Here is a 12,964-nt window from a genome sequence, read left to right on the forward strand (position 1 = left end):
AGTTTAAAAAGAAGGGAACGAGGGAAAATTAATGGGTCATCGTAAGCTTGCTTCGCCAAGAAGAGGATCAGCAGGAGTAAGACCTAGGAAAAGAGCAGAGGAAATCTTACCTACACCAAGAAATTGGCCCGCAATACAACTAAATGAGCCTAAGCTTTTGGGATTCGTTGGGTATAAAGTAGGAATGACTCATATATTTATGATTGACGATAAACCTACTTCTCCTAATTACGGAAAAGAGGTTTACGTTCCTGTAAGTGTCGTAGAAACTCCACCTATTATCCCACTAGCACTCAGAGCTTATGTAATGGGGCCTAAAGGGGAACCGACTACGCTGACTGAATACTGGGGAGAAATACCAGATGACATATTAAAAACACTTCAAGAAAGAAAAATCTCTAGATTGAAACTAGATAAAGAAAAGATAAAAAGTAATTTAGATACTATAAATAATAAGATAAATGATATATTAAATTTAAGATTACTTGTCGCTACACAACCTAAACTAGTGCCTTCAATAGGAAAGAAGAAACCAGAAATAGTAGAGATTGCATTGGGTGGAGGAGATATAAAAGCACAGCTTAATTATGCACTCTCCATTTTAGGAAAACAATTACCAGTAAAGGATGTATTTAAAGAAGGCCAACTTATTGATATTATAGGAGTAACTAAAGGAAAAGGATTCCAGGGTGTAGTAAAAAGATATGGAGTTGTGGAATTACCAAGATGGCACAAGCACAGAAAAGGTAGCAGAAAAGTAGGTGCAAGAGGTTTCTCAATATCGACACCAAGTTATGTCCCACAACCTGGTCAAATGGGATTCCATAGAAGAACTGAATATAACAAGAGGATACTAAAGATCTCTGATAACCCGGATGAAATCAATCCAAAAGGAGGATTTGTAAATTATGGAATAGTTAAAAACACTTACTTAGTTATTGAAGGATCTATAATTGGAGCTAAGAAAAGACCATTATTCTTAAGATATCCAATCAGACCAAGTTGGAGTCCACAATCAGTTCCCCAGATTACCTATGTCAATAAAAATAGTCAACAAGGGTGAAAGTTATGTATATAGAATTGCAAAGTAAAAAAGCTCAAGTTTTTGATATCAAAGGAAATAAAGTAGAAGAAATAGAACTACCGCTCTTCTTTAGTTATCCAGTAAGAAAAGACCTTATAAGAAGAGCTTTTCTTTCAGAATTCACAAAATCACTTCAGCCAAAAGGAAGAGATCCTATGGCAGGAAAAAGGACTACAGCTGAGAGCTTCGGTATTAACTTAGGATTAGCTAGAGTTCCGAGAGTAAAAGGAAGCGGAGAAGCAGCGTTAGCACCTAATACAGTGGGGGGAAGAGTAACTTTCCCACCTACAGTAGAAAAGCGTATAAAAGAAGAAATCAATGAAAAAGAGAAAAGATTAGCAATAATAAGTGCATTAAGTGCCACAACTGATGTAAATCTAGTTAAAAAGAGAGGTCATTTATTTTCCCTGGAAAGTTTACCAATAATATTAAGTGATGATTTTGCAAAGATTACAAAAAGCAAAGATATCTTAGCAGTTTTAGAGGCATTAAAACTCGTAGATGACATAGAAAGAGCCAAGGAAAGCAAGAAAGTTAGAGCAGGAAAAGGCAAAATGAGAGGAAGAAGATATAAGCAATCAAAGAGTCTATTGATAGTAACTCATGAGTTAAATCCAGGGTTTATAAAAGCTGCAGATAACTTAGCAGGCGTGGATGTAATTACAGCACAAGATTTAACTGTTATGCATTTAGCCCCCGGTGGACACCCTGGTAGATTAACAATTTATACTAAATCCTCAATTGATGTATTACGTAAAAGATTTGAAACGAGGTTGATCCTATGATAGTTAAAGAAGTGCTAGCAACAGAAAAGGCGATAAAGCTAATCGAATCACAAAACACCTTAACAATAATAGTAAATAAAGAAGCTACAAAAATAGATATTAAAAAAGAGATAGAGACTATGTTTAATGTAAAAGTGGAAAAGATAAACACGTTAATTACACCTAAAGGAGAAAAGAAGGCTTATGTTAAGCTTAAGAAAGAGTTTAACGCAAGTGAGGTAGCTCACAAGTTAGGTATGTTATGAGGTGAAAGTTATGGGTAAAAAGTTATTACAACAAAGAGCAGGAAGGGGAAACATAAATTTCAGGAGTCCAAGTTGGAAAAGAGTAGGTAAGGCAAGAATTCCCAATATAGAAGGAGATCATATAGGGAAAATAATAGATATAGTACACAATCCAGGTGTCAATGCTCCTCTTGCGCTAATTAAGTTAGAAAATGGCAGTAAATTCTATGTCCCAGCTGTTCAAGGATTAATAGTAGGTCAAAAGATCCAAATGGGAAATAATGCATCTATAAGTACCGGAAATATTGTTGAAATAGGAAAAGTCCCAGAAGGTACAATAGTCTCAAACATTGAGAAAACGAAAGGAGATGGAGGAAAATTTGCCAGATCTGCAGGATCATATGGAGTGGTCGTAGGAAAAATGGGAGATAAAGTACTTGTAAAACTTACATCAGAAAAAATTGCACAAGTAAGTAGTGACGCAAGAGCTATTATAGGAGTAATATCTGGTGGTGGTGTCACAGAGAAGCCACTACTTAAAGCTGGAAACAACTATTGGAAAAATAAAGCAAAAGCAAAGAAATGGCCACATGTTAGAGGGGTTGCAATGAATGCCGTATCTCATCCACATGGTGGTGGGTTACATCAGAGTGTTAGCAGACCTTCTACTGTGTCAAGGAATGCTCCACCAGGTAGAAAAGTTGGACATATAGCTGCAAGAAGAACTGGAAGGAGAGAAGGTGCATGAATTTTTTAAACATGTACTATATTACTTAAGGTGATACAATGTCAATGGAAATTCCACCTGAATGGAAAAAATTTAGATATAGAGGAAAGTCATTGGAAGAATTATTAAATATGCCTATGGATGAATTTATAAAATTATTACCTTCTAGACAGAGAAGAACATTAAAAAAAGGATTTTCTGATAGAAAAAGAAGATTATTGGAAAAAATTAGAAAAACTACAAGAGAAGGAAAATATAGCAAAACTATAAGGACTCATGTCAGAGACATGATCATATTACCAGAAATGGTAGGACTTAAGTTCGCTGTTTATAATGGTAAAGAATTCGTTGAATTCCAAGTTACACCAGAGATGATAGGACATTACCTAGGAGAATTCTCAATAACCACGAAGAAAGTAGAACACGGTGAACCAGGGCTAAAAGCAACAAGATCAAGCTTATTCCTCGCTATGAAGGGATGATAAGATGGCTCACTGGACTTACCCTCAATTGGAAATAGAAGAGAATAAGATGGCTAAAGCTGTAATAAGAAATGTACCATCATCTGTTAGAGACTTATATAACGTATGTAAGGCTATTAGAGGCATGAAATTGAACGATGCAAAACAATTCTTAAATAATGTACTAGAAGAAAAAGAAGCATTACCATTTTGGAGATATTCACATGGATCTTCTCATAAGGCTAACATATCTCCTAAATGGAAAGTAAAGAATGGTAGATATCCAAAAAAAGCTGTACAATATGTTCTTAAAGTCCTCGAAAATGCAGAAAATAATGCAAATTCCAAAGGTTTAGACATGGATAACGTAAAGATTCAGCATATAGCTGTCCATAAAGGAATCACAATCAAAAGATTTATGCCAAGAGCTTTTGGTAGATCAACTCGTAAATATAGATATACATCAAACATAGAAGTTGTATTAGCAGAGGTGTCATAAAATATGGTATTAATTAAAAAATACTTTCTACAGAAATCCATGACTAAAGTTATGGTAGATGAATACCTAGCTAAGCAATTTTATAATGCAGAGTATGCGGGGGTCGAAATAGTAAAAACGCCAATAGGAACTAGAGTTATAATATATGCAGGAAGACCTGCACTAATTATAGGAAAGGGGGGTAAAACAATCAAACAATTAGCTCAGATGCTCGAAAGATATTTTGGTCTTGAAAATCCACAAATTACAGTTACTACAGTTGAAAATCCAGAACTAAATGCAAGAGTTATGGCTTTCAGATTAGCAATAGCATTAGAGAAAGGATATCACTTCAGAAGAGCAGCGTTTATAACTGTCAGAAGGATAATGAATGCAGGTGCTCTAGGAACAGAGGTAATAATTAGTGGAAAGCTTACCTCTGAAAGAGCAAAATATGAGAAATTGAAAGAAGGCGTAGTATACAAAACAGGTGCCTATCTAGAGAAAATAGTAGATAGAGCAATAGCTATAGCAATGCTAAAGGCAGGAGTTTACGGAGTTGAAATACTTATAACAAAGCCAATGAAGAGTGTTGATAAAATTGAACTTAGAGAAGAACCTAAGGGAGGGAATGAGAGCATGGTCACAGTTACAAACGTTAGTTTTGTTGAAGAATCACAACAGAAACAGCAACAAGGTGAGAAACAATGAGGATGAAAGATATTTTAGGTTATGAAATAAAAGAGGTATATAACCAAAATCTAGATCAGCTTGTTGAAAAGAAGAAAGAACTTATCAGCAAACTAAATGAAATGCAACAAGAATTACTAAAGAGAAGAATTGAGGCAAGAATGGGTACTCTTAAGAATACAGCTTCCATAAAGAATACGAGGAAAGACATTGCAAGAATATTGACTGCTCTTTCTATATTAAATAAAGAAATAAGTAAGAAAAAGAAGGAGATTAAGAAATGATTGATCTAATAGGAAATAAAATAAAAGTCCTAGGTTATTCTGATCCTAATATAATCGGAAAAGAGGGAACAATTATATTTGAGACAAGGAAGACTTTTTTGGTTCAGACCCCTCAAAAAAGAATTACTATTTTTAAAGATAATGGAATTTTTCAAATTTATTATAATAATAAAAACTTAGTTATTCCAGGTTCTAAGCTTGTTGGAAAAATAGAAAAGAGGTGGACTTAAATGGGTAAAAAAGGTTCTTTAGTTAAAAGTATAGGAATAGAGGGTATAAGTACACCAGAAAAAACATGCGAAGATGAAAACTGTCCTTTCCATGGGAGTTTAAGAGTAAGAGGAATTATAATAGAAGGTAAGTTAATAAAATATAGAGCTCAAAAAAGCGGAGTAGTGGAGAGAGAATATCTCTCCTATGATGCAAAGTTTAAAAGATATGAGAGAAGAAGAAGCAGGATACATGTACATATACCTCCTTGCTTAGACGTAAAAGAGGGAGACAACGTTTTAATTGCAGAAAGTAGACCAATTGCTAAATCAATTTCATTCGTAGTTATAGGTAAGAGGTGAAGTAAATGTCAGAAAAACTTCAAGTACTAGGAAGCAGAAAGGGTTTAACACCAGGTTTACAGCATTATACTTCAGTAACTGTGACAGACAATAGTGGTGCAAAGGAAGCCGTAATTATAGGCATTTATGGATATAAGGGTGTTCTAAGAAGAGTGCCTTTCGCGAATATTGCAGACTTGGTCATAGTATCTGTACGTAGAGGAACACCCGAAGTTAGAAAGCAAAAGTTCAAAGCTGTAATAGTAAGACAAAGAATGCCATTTAGAAGACCTGATGGAACATGGATAATGTTTGAGGATAACGCTGTTGTAATAGTAAACCCAGATGGTACTCCAAAGGGTACTGAAATTAGAGGTCCTATAGCAAAGGAAGCTGCTGAAAGATGGCCTAAGGTTGCAAGTATAGCAACTATGGTGATCTAATATGGTGTCCCATAAACCTACAAAGCAAAGAGCATTTCTTCATAATATCCCAAAACATCATAAGCATAAACTACTTACTGCTAAACTGTCTGATGATTTACAGCAACAACAAGGAATAAAAAGACTCCCTATCAGAAAAGGCGACACTGTAAAAGTCGTAAGGGGGGAAAAAGACGTATTTAACTTCGAAGGAAAGGTTGTTGATATAGATTCCAAAACTGGGAGAATTGCAATTGAGGGGCTTACAAGGAAAAAAGCTGATGGAACTCCAGTATATAGATGGATTCATGCGTCTAAAGTTATAATTACAAAGTTAGATCTTAGTGATCCAAAAAGAAAAGAAGCAATAGAAAGAAAAAGAAAAGCAAGAGAAGAATATTTAAAGAAGAACACACAAACTACGGAGGCGAAGTAAAGTGGCACATATAACGAGATTTGAAGCTCCCTGGTTCTTAGAAGTAAATAAAAAAGAATATAAATGGGCTGTTAGGTCAAACGCTGGCCCTCATAAATTATCTGAAAGTGTACCACTTGCATTGTTACTGAAACACTACATGAAAGTCGCAGATACCACTAGAGAAGCAAAAAGATTAATATTCGATGGAAAAGTGCTAGTTGATGGAAAAATTAGAAAAGATTATAAATATCCAGTAGGTCTAATGGATGTTATTTCAATTCCTTCAGCTGATCTCTTTTTCCGAGTTGTTCCAGATAACACAAAATACTTATCATTAGCTAAAATAACAAAAGAAGATGCAAAATATAAGTTCGTTAGAATAACAAATAAGACTACTAATAAACATGGAAACTTACAACTTAACTTAGAAGATGGTAGAAACATCTTAATTCCTAAAGAAAAAATTAATGAAATGAAATTTCCCACACTTTCAACATTGAAAATAGAGCTGCCAAGTCAGAATATTATTGCGTCTTATGAAATCAAAGAAGGTAAATATGCTATAATAGTTGGTGGAAGAAACGTAGGTCTTCACGGTATTATTAAGTCAATTCAGTACGCCAATTATAAAAAAGCAAAGTATAGTATTGTGACAATAGAACAGAAGAATGGAGAAATTGTTCAAACTAATTTACAAAACGTTATGGTTATAGGTGATACAGAACCGGATCCTAATATTGGGGTGAGATAATGTCCACAACACAAGAACAAAAAACAAATCCTATGAAAAAAATTAAGTTGGAAAAAGTAACGGTAAATATCGGAGTTGGAGAAGCAGGAGAAAGATTACAAAGAGCTTACCAACTACTACAAGAACTTACCGGTGTTAAACCAGTTTATACTACAGCTAAAAAATCCATTAGAGAATTTGGAGTTAGAAAAGGTTCTCCTATAGGTGTAAAAGTAACACTCAGAGGGGAGAAAGCCAATGAATTCTTAAATAGAGTTTTAGGTGCAGTTGGGCATAGATTAAAGGCCTCAAGCTTTGATAATTACGGTAATGTAGGTTTCGGAATAGCAGAACACGTCTTGATCCCGGGTACAAGATATGACCCAGAAATAGGAATATTTGGAATGGATGTTGTAATGACATTTGTAAGACCCGGTTTTAGAGTTGGAAGAAGAAAGATAAAGCAGACGCATATTCCAAAGAGACATAGACTCATAAATAAAGAAGAAGTAATGGAATATCTTAAGCAAAACTTTAATGTTACAATTGTAGAAGGGTGAAAGAAATGGGTAAATATAAACCACCAGCAGAAAGAAAACATGGAAGAGGAGTTCAAACTTGTAAAAGATGTGGTAGCACTGATTCAGTTATTCAGAAATATGGATTGTACTTATGTAGACAATGCTTTAGAGAAGTTGCAAATGAGATGGGATTTAAAAAGACGAGGTGAATAAAATGGTGAATGTTAATCCTCTTTCAAATGCACTAATAACACTCTACAATAATGAGATAAGAAGAAATAAACAAGCAATAATCATGCCTGCGTCAAAACTTGTTATAAGTGTATTAAGGGCTTTGCAAAAAGAAGGCTATATAGGGGAATTCGAATTTATCGATGATGGAAGAGCTGGCAAAATAGTTGTGCAATTATTAGGTAGGATCAATAAATGTGGACCAATTACACCGCGTTATCCGTTAACATACAGAGATTTACTTACATTACCAGATTATATTAGAAGATACCTTCCATCGAAAGAAATTGGCTCAATCATTATCTCAACACCAAAAGGCATCATGAGCCACAAAGATGCTGTAAGAGAAAGGATTGGTGGTATCGCACTAGGTTATGTTTATTGAGGTGAAATGTATGAAAGCTGTCTATTTACATGAAGAAATAGGAATACCAAAAGATATTACCGTAACTGTTAATGGAATGAAAGTGAAAGTGAAAGGATCGAAAGGAGAAATAGAAAAAGACTTTAGTCATATAACTGGAATTACAATAGCTGTTCAAGACAATAAAATAATATTAGAAACTACATTTGCTGACAGAAAAAGAAAAGCACAATTTTACTCTTTAATTGCTCATATTAAAAACATGTTTACTGGAGTGACAAAGGGCTATAGATACTACCTTAAAATAATTTACACGCATTTCCCAGTGACAGTTAAGGTAGCTAATAATGAAGTTCAAATTCAGAACCTCATTGGAGAGAAAAATATAAGAAAAGCAAGAATCATGCCTGGAGTTAAAGTTAGCGTAAAAGGAGAAGATGTAGTAGTTGAAGGATCTGACGTAGAAATGGTTGGACAAACTGCTGCTAACATAGAAGCTGCTACAAAAATTACTGGTTATGATAGAAGAGTTTTTGCAGATGGAATTTATATCTATAAAAAAGAGGTGATAGGTAGTGAGTCAAAGGAATGAAATAAGGAAAACTCAAAGTAAGATAAAGAAAGTAAGAAGTAAAAAAATAGAGTTCTTAAGGTTTGATTGGGATAAATATTATAGAATAGGAAAACAAGAGACTTGGAGAAGGCCAAGAGGCATAGATAATGCAGTAAGGCTTGAATTAAAAGGCTACCAGCCAAAAGCAAGAATAGGGTTCAGAACACCAAAAGATATTAGAGGTTTACATCCTTCAGGTCTAACTCCCGTATATGTGACAAATCAAAAAGATTTAGAAAAAGTTGCAAAATCAAAAGAAAGAGTAATTGTAGTTATTTCTTCAACGATAGGTTTAAAAAAGAAATTAGAATTAGTTGAAAAGGCTAAACAATTAGGATTAAAAGTTGCAAATGGGTGAAAAAAAAATGGCTGATTTTCAATTACAAAGAAGGCTTGCATCCCAAGTTGCAAAGGTTGGTGAAAGAAGAGTTAAGTTCAATACAGAATTTGTAGAGGATATAGGGAGTGCAATCACACGTGAAGAAATTAGGAGATTAATTAAAGATGGTAAAATAATAATAGAGCAGAAGAAGGGAATAAGTGGAGGAAGACTTAAAGAAAAGAAGGAGAAGAGGAGAAAAAGAGGAGAAAAAAGAAAAAGCGGAAGCAGAAAAGGCCCTGCAGGAGCGAGAAGAGGCAAAAAAGAATTATGGGTCTCGAAAATTAGGAAAATTAGAAATTACTTAAAATGGTTAAGAGATAACAACTTAATAGATAGAAAGACTTATAGAATTCTCTATAGAAAAGCTAAAGGTAATTCTTTTAGGAGCTTATCTGATGTTAAAAATTATGTAAAACAGTTAGGTGTAAAGGTGGAGTAAATGGCACATGGTCCTAATTATAGAGTTAAATTAAGAAGAAGGAGAGAGCAAAAAACTGACTATTACAAAAGGTATATATATGTAATAAATAATGCAACAAGATTGGTTGTACGAAGAACAAACAAACATATAATTGCACAAATAGTAAAATTTAGTCCGAAAGGAGATATAATTATAGCTGCAGCACATTCAATTGAACTTGCCAAGAAATATGGTTGGAAAGGAGATACTAATAATACGCCTGCAGCATATCTTACTGGATATCTATTAGGAGTAAGAGCTCTGAAAGCTGGGATCAAAGAAGCTGTGGCTGATATTGGATTATTTGCACCAATTAAAGGAAACAGAATATTCACAATAATTAAAGGGGCAATAGATGCTGGTCTCAGCATACCTGTAGGAGATATAGGCGTAAAAGAAGATAGAATAAAGGGTATACATATTAGTCAGTACGCTCAGAAACTTGAAGCTGAAAATCCTGACTTATTTAAGAGACAATTTTCTAAGTATTTAGAGAGGGGGCTTAATCCTAAAGATCTTCCCTCACACTTCGAAGAGACATTAAATAAAATAAAAACTGGAGGTGCTTAAAATGTCTGAAGAAGTACCCGTAATTAACCCAGAAGAATGGAAACCAAGAACTAAAGTTGGTCAGCTGGTAAAAGAAGGAAAAATAACTTCAATGAAAGAATTATTTGAAAGAAACTACTCAATAACTGAACCAGAAATAGTAGACGTACTTCTACCGAAAATGAAATATGAAGTAATGGATATAAGGATGGTACAAAAACAAACAGATGCCGGAGAAATTTCAAAATACAAAGTTCTTATTGTAATGGGAAATATGGATGGTTATGTGAGCTATGGAAATGGAAAAGCTAAGCAATTAAGAGTTGCTATTCAAAAAGCGATTAAAGATGCTAAAATGAACATAATAGCGGTAAGAAGAGGTTGTGGAAGCTGGGAATGTACATGTGGAGAAGCACATAGTCTACCATTCAAAGTTTATGGAAAGGCTGGAAGTGTTGAAGTTCTTTTAATGCCAGCTCCGAAAGGAACAGGTTTAGTTGTAGGACCTGCATTGAAAACGTTGTTAACCTATGCTGGAATTAAAGATGCTTGGTCTTTAACTAAAGGCTCTACGTATACTACAGAGAATTTTATAAAGGCTGGATATAATGCACTTTATAACACATACAAGTTTGTTACTCCAGTAGATTGGATGAGGAGGAGGTAAAATGCCTAAGTTATTAGGAATAATTAGAATTAGAGGTTATGCAGCTACTCCATGGTTTATACAAGATACTCTAAGGTTACTAAGACTAGAAAAAAACTTTAATGCAATGATATATGAGGATTCAAAAACCCTCAGAGGTATGTTAAAAGTCGTTGAGCCTTATGTTACTTGGGGGGAATTAAACGAAGAAGGAGTAAAATTACTTTTAAGCAGATTGTATATTAAACCTGGAAAAGATAGAATTAACAATGAATTCCTAAAGAGTAAACTAAAAATAGAAGAATACAGCGAATTTGTAAAAAGAATATCTGAAGGACAATTAAAACTTCATAAGTTAGATAATTACTTTAAATTGCCTATTAGATTACACCCACCAAGCGGTGGATTCAAAGGAAAAATAAACAGACCATATAATTTAAAGGGAGAGTTCGGTTATAGAGGAGAAAAAATTAATGAATTGATTAAGAGGATGGTGTAAAAATGACCGTTAGAAGAGAAAAGAAAAGTAGAAAGTATAGAGGGTATAGAACTCATGGATGGGGAACTAAAGGTCAGCATAGAGATAGAGGAAAAGAGGGTGGAAGACAAATAGGAATGCATAAAGAAAAATGGTCTTGGGTAGTGAAATATGGACAAGGATGGTACGGAAAACATGGATTCGTTAATCCTACAACAAAAGTATATAATGTAATTACCATGAGAAAACTTCAGGAACTTATAGAGAAAGGAATAGCAAAGATAAAGGAAGAAAACGGAAAGAAAATTGTTGATCTAACTGAAATGGGCTATGAGAAACTGATTGGGAACCAAGGATTAAAACAAGGATTAGTGATCAAAGTAGAGAAAGCAAGTAAGAGAGCTGTTGAGAAAGTTAAGGAATTAGGAGGAGAAATTATATTAACCTCGAATGAATAGGCTTTTTAGAGTAGTATGGGTTTTGTGGACTTTCTTGCTAATCTGGGAGAATATTTACCTGCAGTTACCAAGCCTAAAGAAAGACCTTCTTTAGCAAACAAACTTCTTTGGTCTTTTATCGGAGTTATCGTTTATCTCGTAATGGCATCAATACCTTTGTATGGAGTAACCTCAACTAATTCAATTTTAGGTAATTTTTTGGCTGAACAGATAATCTTTGCCTCTACTCAGGGTACATTAGCTCAATTAGGAATCGGACCAATAATTACTTCTGGTTTAATAATGCAAATTCTTGTTGGATCTAAACTTATACAGATGGATTTGGCTAAAGAGGAAGACAAAGCTAGGTTCACAGAAGCAGAAAAAGGACTAGCGTTCTTATTTATACTAGTTGAAGCAGCATTATTTGGTTACGTCTTTACCAAAGCGTCAGGTAGTTTGTTGCTCTCTGTAATCGTCTTCGTACAATTAGTGGTAGCAACTTACATAATACTTTTGTTAGATGAAATGATACAAAAAGGATGGGGGTTAGGATCTGGAATCAGCTTATTCATACTTGCTGGTGTAACAAAAACATTATTCTGGGACATGTTTGGAATAGCTGCGGTTCAAAACCAGAACCTACCAATAGGTTTCTTCCCTCTATTGGCTTCAGATATAATAAGTGGAAAGAATATACTCTCTATTATAGTAAATACAAGTACAACATCACCCTACTCCCCAGACCTCATAGGATTGATATCGACAATAGGTTTTATTATATTAATAATATATCTTACTAATATCAACATACAAATACCAGTAACAACGCAAAGACTTAGAGGAATCAAAAGTACTATACCATTAAACTTCCTTTACGTTAGTAGCATCCCAGTAATATTTGTAAGCGTGTTAGGAGCAGATTTTCAGTTATTTGCATCTCTAGGATCCTATATTTCTCCCACTGCCTCCAGTATATTAAATGATATTGCAAATGCATTCTTTTTCCCTCCACAAAATATACCACACAGTGTATTTGCTTTAGTATTAGACCCAGTAGGTGCTGCTATATATGCTGTAGTATTCATAGTATTATCAATTATATTTGGTATGTTATGGATTGATGTTGCTGGTCTTGACCCTGCAACTCAAGCACAACAAATGATAGAAAGCGGAGTTGAAATACCAGGGATGAGAAATAACCCAAGAGTAATTGAAGGAATATTGGCAAAATATATCTATCCTTTAGGTTTCTTTAGCTCCTTAATTGTAGGTTTAATAGCAGTTTTTGCAACATTCTTAGGAGTATATGGAACTGGTATAGGAATATTATTAGGCGTTACGATAGCTATTCAGTATTATAATTTATTAGCTTATGAGAGAACATTAGAGATGTACCCATTATTAAAGAGAATTATCGGTGAGTAAG

24 protein-coding genes are annotated in these 12,964 nt (G+C 34.2%); all 24 read left to right on the plus strand.

Annotated elements, in window-relative coordinates; genetic code table 11:
* Positions 1 to 31 precede the first annotated feature (31 nt).
* The 24 genes from AC3OCB_RS09605 to secY are packed head-to-tail and all read left to right on the plus strand — an operon-like array spanning position 32 to position 12,963.
* The gene (locus AC3OCB_RS09605; RefSeq protein ID WP_498342226.1) at positions 32 to 1,063 is read left to right on the plus strand and encodes a 50S ribosomal protein L3; all 1,032 of its coding nucleotides are present in this window, start codon (positions 32 to 34) and stop codon (positions 1,061 to 1,063) included.
* A 5-nt stretch (positions 1,064 to 1,068) separates the two neighbouring features.
* On the plus strand, positions 1,069 to 1,869 hold the full coding sequence (gene rpl4p, locus AC3OCB_RS09610) for a 50S ribosomal protein L4 (RefSeq protein ID WP_498342228.1): 801 nt from the start codon (positions 1,069 to 1,071) through the stop codon (positions 1,867 to 1,869).
* On the plus strand, positions 1,866 to 2,114 hold the full coding sequence (locus tag AC3OCB_RS09615; RefSeq protein WP_498342229.1) for a 50S ribosomal protein L23: 249 nt from the start codon (positions 1,866 to 1,868) through the stop codon (positions 2,112 to 2,114). The genes rpl4p and AC3OCB_RS09615 overlap by 4 nt, the downstream gene beginning before the upstream one ends.
* 10 nt (positions 2,115 to 2,124) lie before the next feature.
* Entirely contained in the window at positions 2,125 to 2,841 is a 717-nt protein-coding gene (locus AC3OCB_RS09620; RefSeq protein ID WP_498342230.1) for a 50S ribosomal protein L2, read from the plus strand.
* Positions 2,842 to 2,879: 38 nt separating this feature from the next.
* On the plus strand, positions 2,880 to 3,302 hold the full coding sequence (locus AC3OCB_RS09625; RefSeq protein ID WP_498342231.1) for a 30S ribosomal protein S19: 423 nt from the start codon (positions 2,880 to 2,882) through the stop codon (positions 3,300 to 3,302).
* Between the two features lie 4 nt (positions 3,303 to 3,306).
* The gene (locus AC3OCB_RS09630; protein WP_498342232.1) at positions 3,307 to 3,780 is read left to right on the plus strand and encodes a 50S ribosomal protein L22; all 474 of its coding nucleotides are present in this window, start codon (positions 3,307 to 3,309) and stop codon (positions 3,778 to 3,780) included.
* A 3-nt stretch (positions 3,781 to 3,783) separates the two neighbouring features.
* Positions 3,784 to 4,470 carry a 30S ribosomal protein S3 gene (locus tag AC3OCB_RS09635; protein ID WP_498342233.1) on the plus strand — a complete coding sequence of 229 codons (687 nt, stop codon included), beginning with the start codon at positions 3,784 to 3,786 and terminating at the stop codon, positions 4,468 to 4,470.
* A complete protein-coding gene (gene rpmC / locus AC3OCB_RS09640; RefSeq protein ID WP_498342234.1) occupies positions 4,467 to 4,733 on the plus strand; it encodes a 50S ribosomal protein L29 in 267 nt (88 codons plus the stop codon). The genes AC3OCB_RS09635 and rpmC overlap by 4 nt, the downstream gene beginning before the upstream one ends.
* Positions 4,730 to 4,963 carry a ribonuclease P protein subunit gene (locus tag AC3OCB_RS09645; RefSeq protein ID WP_498342235.1) on the plus strand — a complete coding sequence of 78 codons (234 nt, stop codon included), beginning with the start codon at positions 4,730 to 4,732 and terminating at the stop codon, positions 4,961 to 4,963. Before rpmC ends, AC3OCB_RS09645 begins: the two co-directional genes overlap by 4 nt.
* Entirely contained in the window at positions 4,964 to 5,305 is a 342-nt protein-coding gene (locus tag AC3OCB_RS09650) for a 30S ribosomal protein S17 (protein WP_498342236.1), read from the plus strand.
* A 5-nt stretch (positions 5,306 to 5,310) separates the two neighbouring features.
* Positions 5,311 to 5,727 (plus strand): 50S ribosomal protein L14, encoded by a 417-nt coding sequence (locus AC3OCB_RS09655; RefSeq protein ID WP_498342237.1) that lies wholly within the window; start codon positions 5,311 to 5,313, stop codon positions 5,725 to 5,727.
* Between the two features lies 1 nt (position 5,728).
* A complete protein-coding gene (gene rplX, locus AC3OCB_RS09660) occupies positions 5,729 to 6,142 on the plus strand; it encodes a 50S ribosomal protein L24 (RefSeq protein ID WP_498342239.1) in 414 nt (137 codons plus the stop codon).
* A gap of 1 nt (position 6,143) precedes the next feature.
* Positions 6,144 to 6,875 carry a 30S ribosomal protein S4e gene (locus AC3OCB_RS09665; protein WP_498342240.1) on the plus strand — a complete coding sequence of 244 codons (732 nt, stop codon included), beginning with the start codon at positions 6,144 to 6,146 and terminating at the stop codon, positions 6,873 to 6,875.
* Positions 6,875 to 7,414, plus strand: a complete 540-nt coding sequence (locus tag AC3OCB_RS09670) for a 50S ribosomal protein L5 (RefSeq protein ID WP_498342241.1) — start codon at positions 6,875 to 6,877, stop codon at positions 7,412 to 7,414. Before AC3OCB_RS09665 ends, AC3OCB_RS09670 begins: the two co-directional genes overlap by 1 nt.
* A gap of 5 nt (positions 7,415 to 7,419) precedes the next feature.
* Positions 7,420 to 7,584, plus strand: coding sequence for a 30S ribosomal protein S14 (locus AC3OCB_RS09675; protein ID WP_498342243.1), 165 nt, complete (start codon positions 7,420 to 7,422; stop codon positions 7,582 to 7,584).
* A 5-nt stretch (positions 7,585 to 7,589) separates the two neighbouring features.
* Positions 7,590 to 7,991 carry a 30S ribosomal protein S8 gene (locus AC3OCB_RS09680; protein WP_498342244.1) on the plus strand — a complete coding sequence of 134 codons (402 nt, stop codon included), beginning with the start codon at positions 7,590 to 7,592 and terminating at the stop codon, positions 7,989 to 7,991.
* A gap of 10 nt (positions 7,992 to 8,001) precedes the next feature.
* A complete protein-coding gene (locus AC3OCB_RS09685; protein ID WP_498342245.1) occupies positions 8,002 to 8,562 on the plus strand; it encodes a 50S ribosomal protein L6 in 561 nt (186 codons plus the stop codon).
* Positions 8,546 to 8,941, plus strand: a complete 396-nt coding sequence (locus AC3OCB_RS09690) for a 50S ribosomal protein L32e (protein ID WP_498342247.1) — start codon at positions 8,546 to 8,548, stop codon at positions 8,939 to 8,941. Before AC3OCB_RS09685 ends, AC3OCB_RS09690 begins: the two co-directional genes overlap by 17 nt.
* A 7-nt stretch (positions 8,942 to 8,948) precedes the next feature.
* Complete coding sequence (locus AC3OCB_RS09695; protein ID WP_498342248.1) at positions 8,949 to 9,404, plus strand: 50S ribosomal protein L19e; 456 nt, start codon at positions 8,949 to 8,951, stop codon at positions 9,402 to 9,404.
* Positions 9,405 to 9,995 carry a 50S ribosomal protein L18 gene (locus AC3OCB_RS09700; RefSeq protein WP_498342249.1) on the plus strand — a complete coding sequence of 197 codons (591 nt, stop codon included), beginning with the start codon at positions 9,405 to 9,407 and terminating at the stop codon, positions 9,993 to 9,995.
* Position 9,996: 1 nt separating this feature from the next.
* Entirely contained in the window at positions 9,997 to 10,641 is a 645-nt protein-coding gene (locus AC3OCB_RS09705; RefSeq protein ID WP_498342250.1) for a 30S ribosomal protein S5, read from the plus strand.
* A gap of 1 nt (position 10,642) precedes the next feature.
* The gene (locus AC3OCB_RS09710) at positions 10,643 to 11,119 is read left to right on the plus strand and encodes a 50S ribosomal protein L30 (protein ID WP_498342251.1); all 477 of its coding nucleotides are present in this window, start codon (positions 10,643 to 10,645) and stop codon (positions 11,117 to 11,119) included.
* A 2-nt stretch (positions 11,120 to 11,121) separates the two neighbouring features.
* On the plus strand, positions 11,122 to 11,556 hold the full coding sequence (locus AC3OCB_RS09715; protein WP_498342253.1) for an uL15 family ribosomal protein: 435 nt from the start codon (positions 11,122 to 11,124) through the stop codon (positions 11,554 to 11,556).
* Between the two features lie 15 nt (positions 11,557 to 11,571).
* Positions 11,572 to 12,963: a preprotein translocase subunit SecY gene (gene secY, locus AC3OCB_RS09720; protein WP_498342254.1), complete on the plus strand. Its 1,392-nt coding sequence runs from the start codon at positions 11,572 to 11,574 to the stop codon at positions 12,961 to 12,963.
* The last annotated feature ends 1 nt before the right edge of the window (position 12,964 follow it).

This window comes from Sulfurisphaera sp. (genome assembly GCF_059755235.1).

What these genes read in the sequence shown, in the direction of transcription:
- rpmC (WP_498342234.1), top strand. Translation starts at nt 4,467, where the DNA reads ATGAGGATGAAAGATATTTTAGGTTATGAAATAAAAGAGGTATATAAC.
- AC3OCB_RS09715 (WP_498342253.1), top strand. Translation starts at nt 11,122, where the DNA reads ATGACCGTTAGAAGAGAAAAGAAAAGTAGAAAGTATAGAGGGTATAGA.
- AC3OCB_RS09685 (WP_498342245.1), top strand. Translation starts at nt 8,002, where the DNA reads ATGAAAGCTGTCTATTTACATGAAGAAATAGGAATACCAAAAGATATT.
- AC3OCB_RS09670 (WP_498342241.1), top strand. Translation starts at nt 6,875, where the DNA reads ATGTCCACAACACAAGAACAAAAAACAAATCCTATGAAAAAAATTAAG.
- rplX (WP_498342239.1), top strand. Translation starts at nt 5,729, where the DNA reads ATGGTGTCCCATAAACCTACAAAGCAAAGAGCATTTCTTCATAATATC.
- AC3OCB_RS09705 (WP_498342250.1), top strand. Translation starts at nt 9,997, where the DNA reads ATGTCTGAAGAAGTACCCGTAATTAACCCAGAAGAATGGAAACCAAGA.
- AC3OCB_RS09680 (WP_498342244.1), top strand. Translation starts at nt 7,590, where the DNA reads ATGGTGAATGTTAATCCTCTTTCAAATGCACTAATAACACTCTACAAT.
- AC3OCB_RS09695 (WP_498342248.1), top strand. Translation starts at nt 8,949, where the DNA reads ATGGCTGATTTTCAATTACAAAGAAGGCTTGCATCCCAAGTTGCAAAG.
- AC3OCB_RS09710 (WP_498342251.1), top strand. Translation starts at nt 10,643, where the DNA reads ATGCCTAAGTTATTAGGAATAATTAGAATTAGAGGTTATGCAGCTACT.
- AC3OCB_RS09635 (WP_498342233.1), top strand. Translation starts at nt 3,784, where the DNA reads ATGGTATTAATTAAAAAATACTTTCTACAGAAATCCATGACTAAAGTT.
- secY (WP_498342254.1), top strand. Translation starts at nt 11,572, where the DNA reads ATGGGTTTTGTGGACTTTCTTGCTAATCTGGGAGAATATTTACCTGCA.
- AC3OCB_RS09630 (WP_498342232.1), top strand. Translation starts at nt 3,307, where the DNA reads ATGGCTCACTGGACTTACCCTCAATTGGAAATAGAAGAGAATAAGATG.
- AC3OCB_RS09625 (WP_498342231.1), top strand. Translation starts at nt 2,880, where the DNA reads ATGTCAATGGAAATTCCACCTGAATGGAAAAAATTTAGATATAGAGGA.
- AC3OCB_RS09700 (WP_498342249.1), top strand. Translation starts at nt 9,405, where the DNA reads ATGGCACATGGTCCTAATTATAGAGTTAAATTAAGAAGAAGGAGAGAG.
- AC3OCB_RS09620 (WP_498342230.1), top strand. Translation starts at nt 2,125, where the DNA reads ATGGGTAAAAAGTTATTACAACAAAGAGCAGGAAGGGGAAACATAAAT.
- AC3OCB_RS09605 (WP_498342226.1), top strand. Translation starts at nt 32, where the DNA reads ATGGGTCATCGTAAGCTTGCTTCGCCAAGAAGAGGATCAGCAGGAGTA.
- AC3OCB_RS09675 (WP_498342243.1), top strand. Translation starts at nt 7,420, where the DNA reads ATGGGTAAATATAAACCACCAGCAGAAAGAAAACATGGAAGAGGAGTT.
- AC3OCB_RS09650 (WP_498342236.1), top strand. Translation starts at nt 4,964, where the DNA reads ATGGGTAAAAAAGGTTCTTTAGTTAAAAGTATAGGAATAGAGGGTATA.
- rpl4p (WP_498342228.1), top strand. Translation starts at nt 1,069, where the DNA reads ATGTATATAGAATTGCAAAGTAAAAAAGCTCAAGTTTTTGATATCAAA.
- AC3OCB_RS09655 (WP_498342237.1), top strand. Translation starts at nt 5,311, where the DNA reads ATGTCAGAAAAACTTCAAGTACTAGGAAGCAGAAAGGGTTTAACACCA.
- AC3OCB_RS09645 (WP_498342235.1), top strand. Translation starts at nt 4,730, where the DNA reads ATGATTGATCTAATAGGAAATAAAATAAAAGTCCTAGGTTATTCTGAT.
- AC3OCB_RS09615 (WP_498342229.1), top strand. Translation starts at nt 1,866, where the DNA reads ATGATAGTTAAAGAAGTGCTAGCAACAGAAAAGGCGATAAAGCTAATC.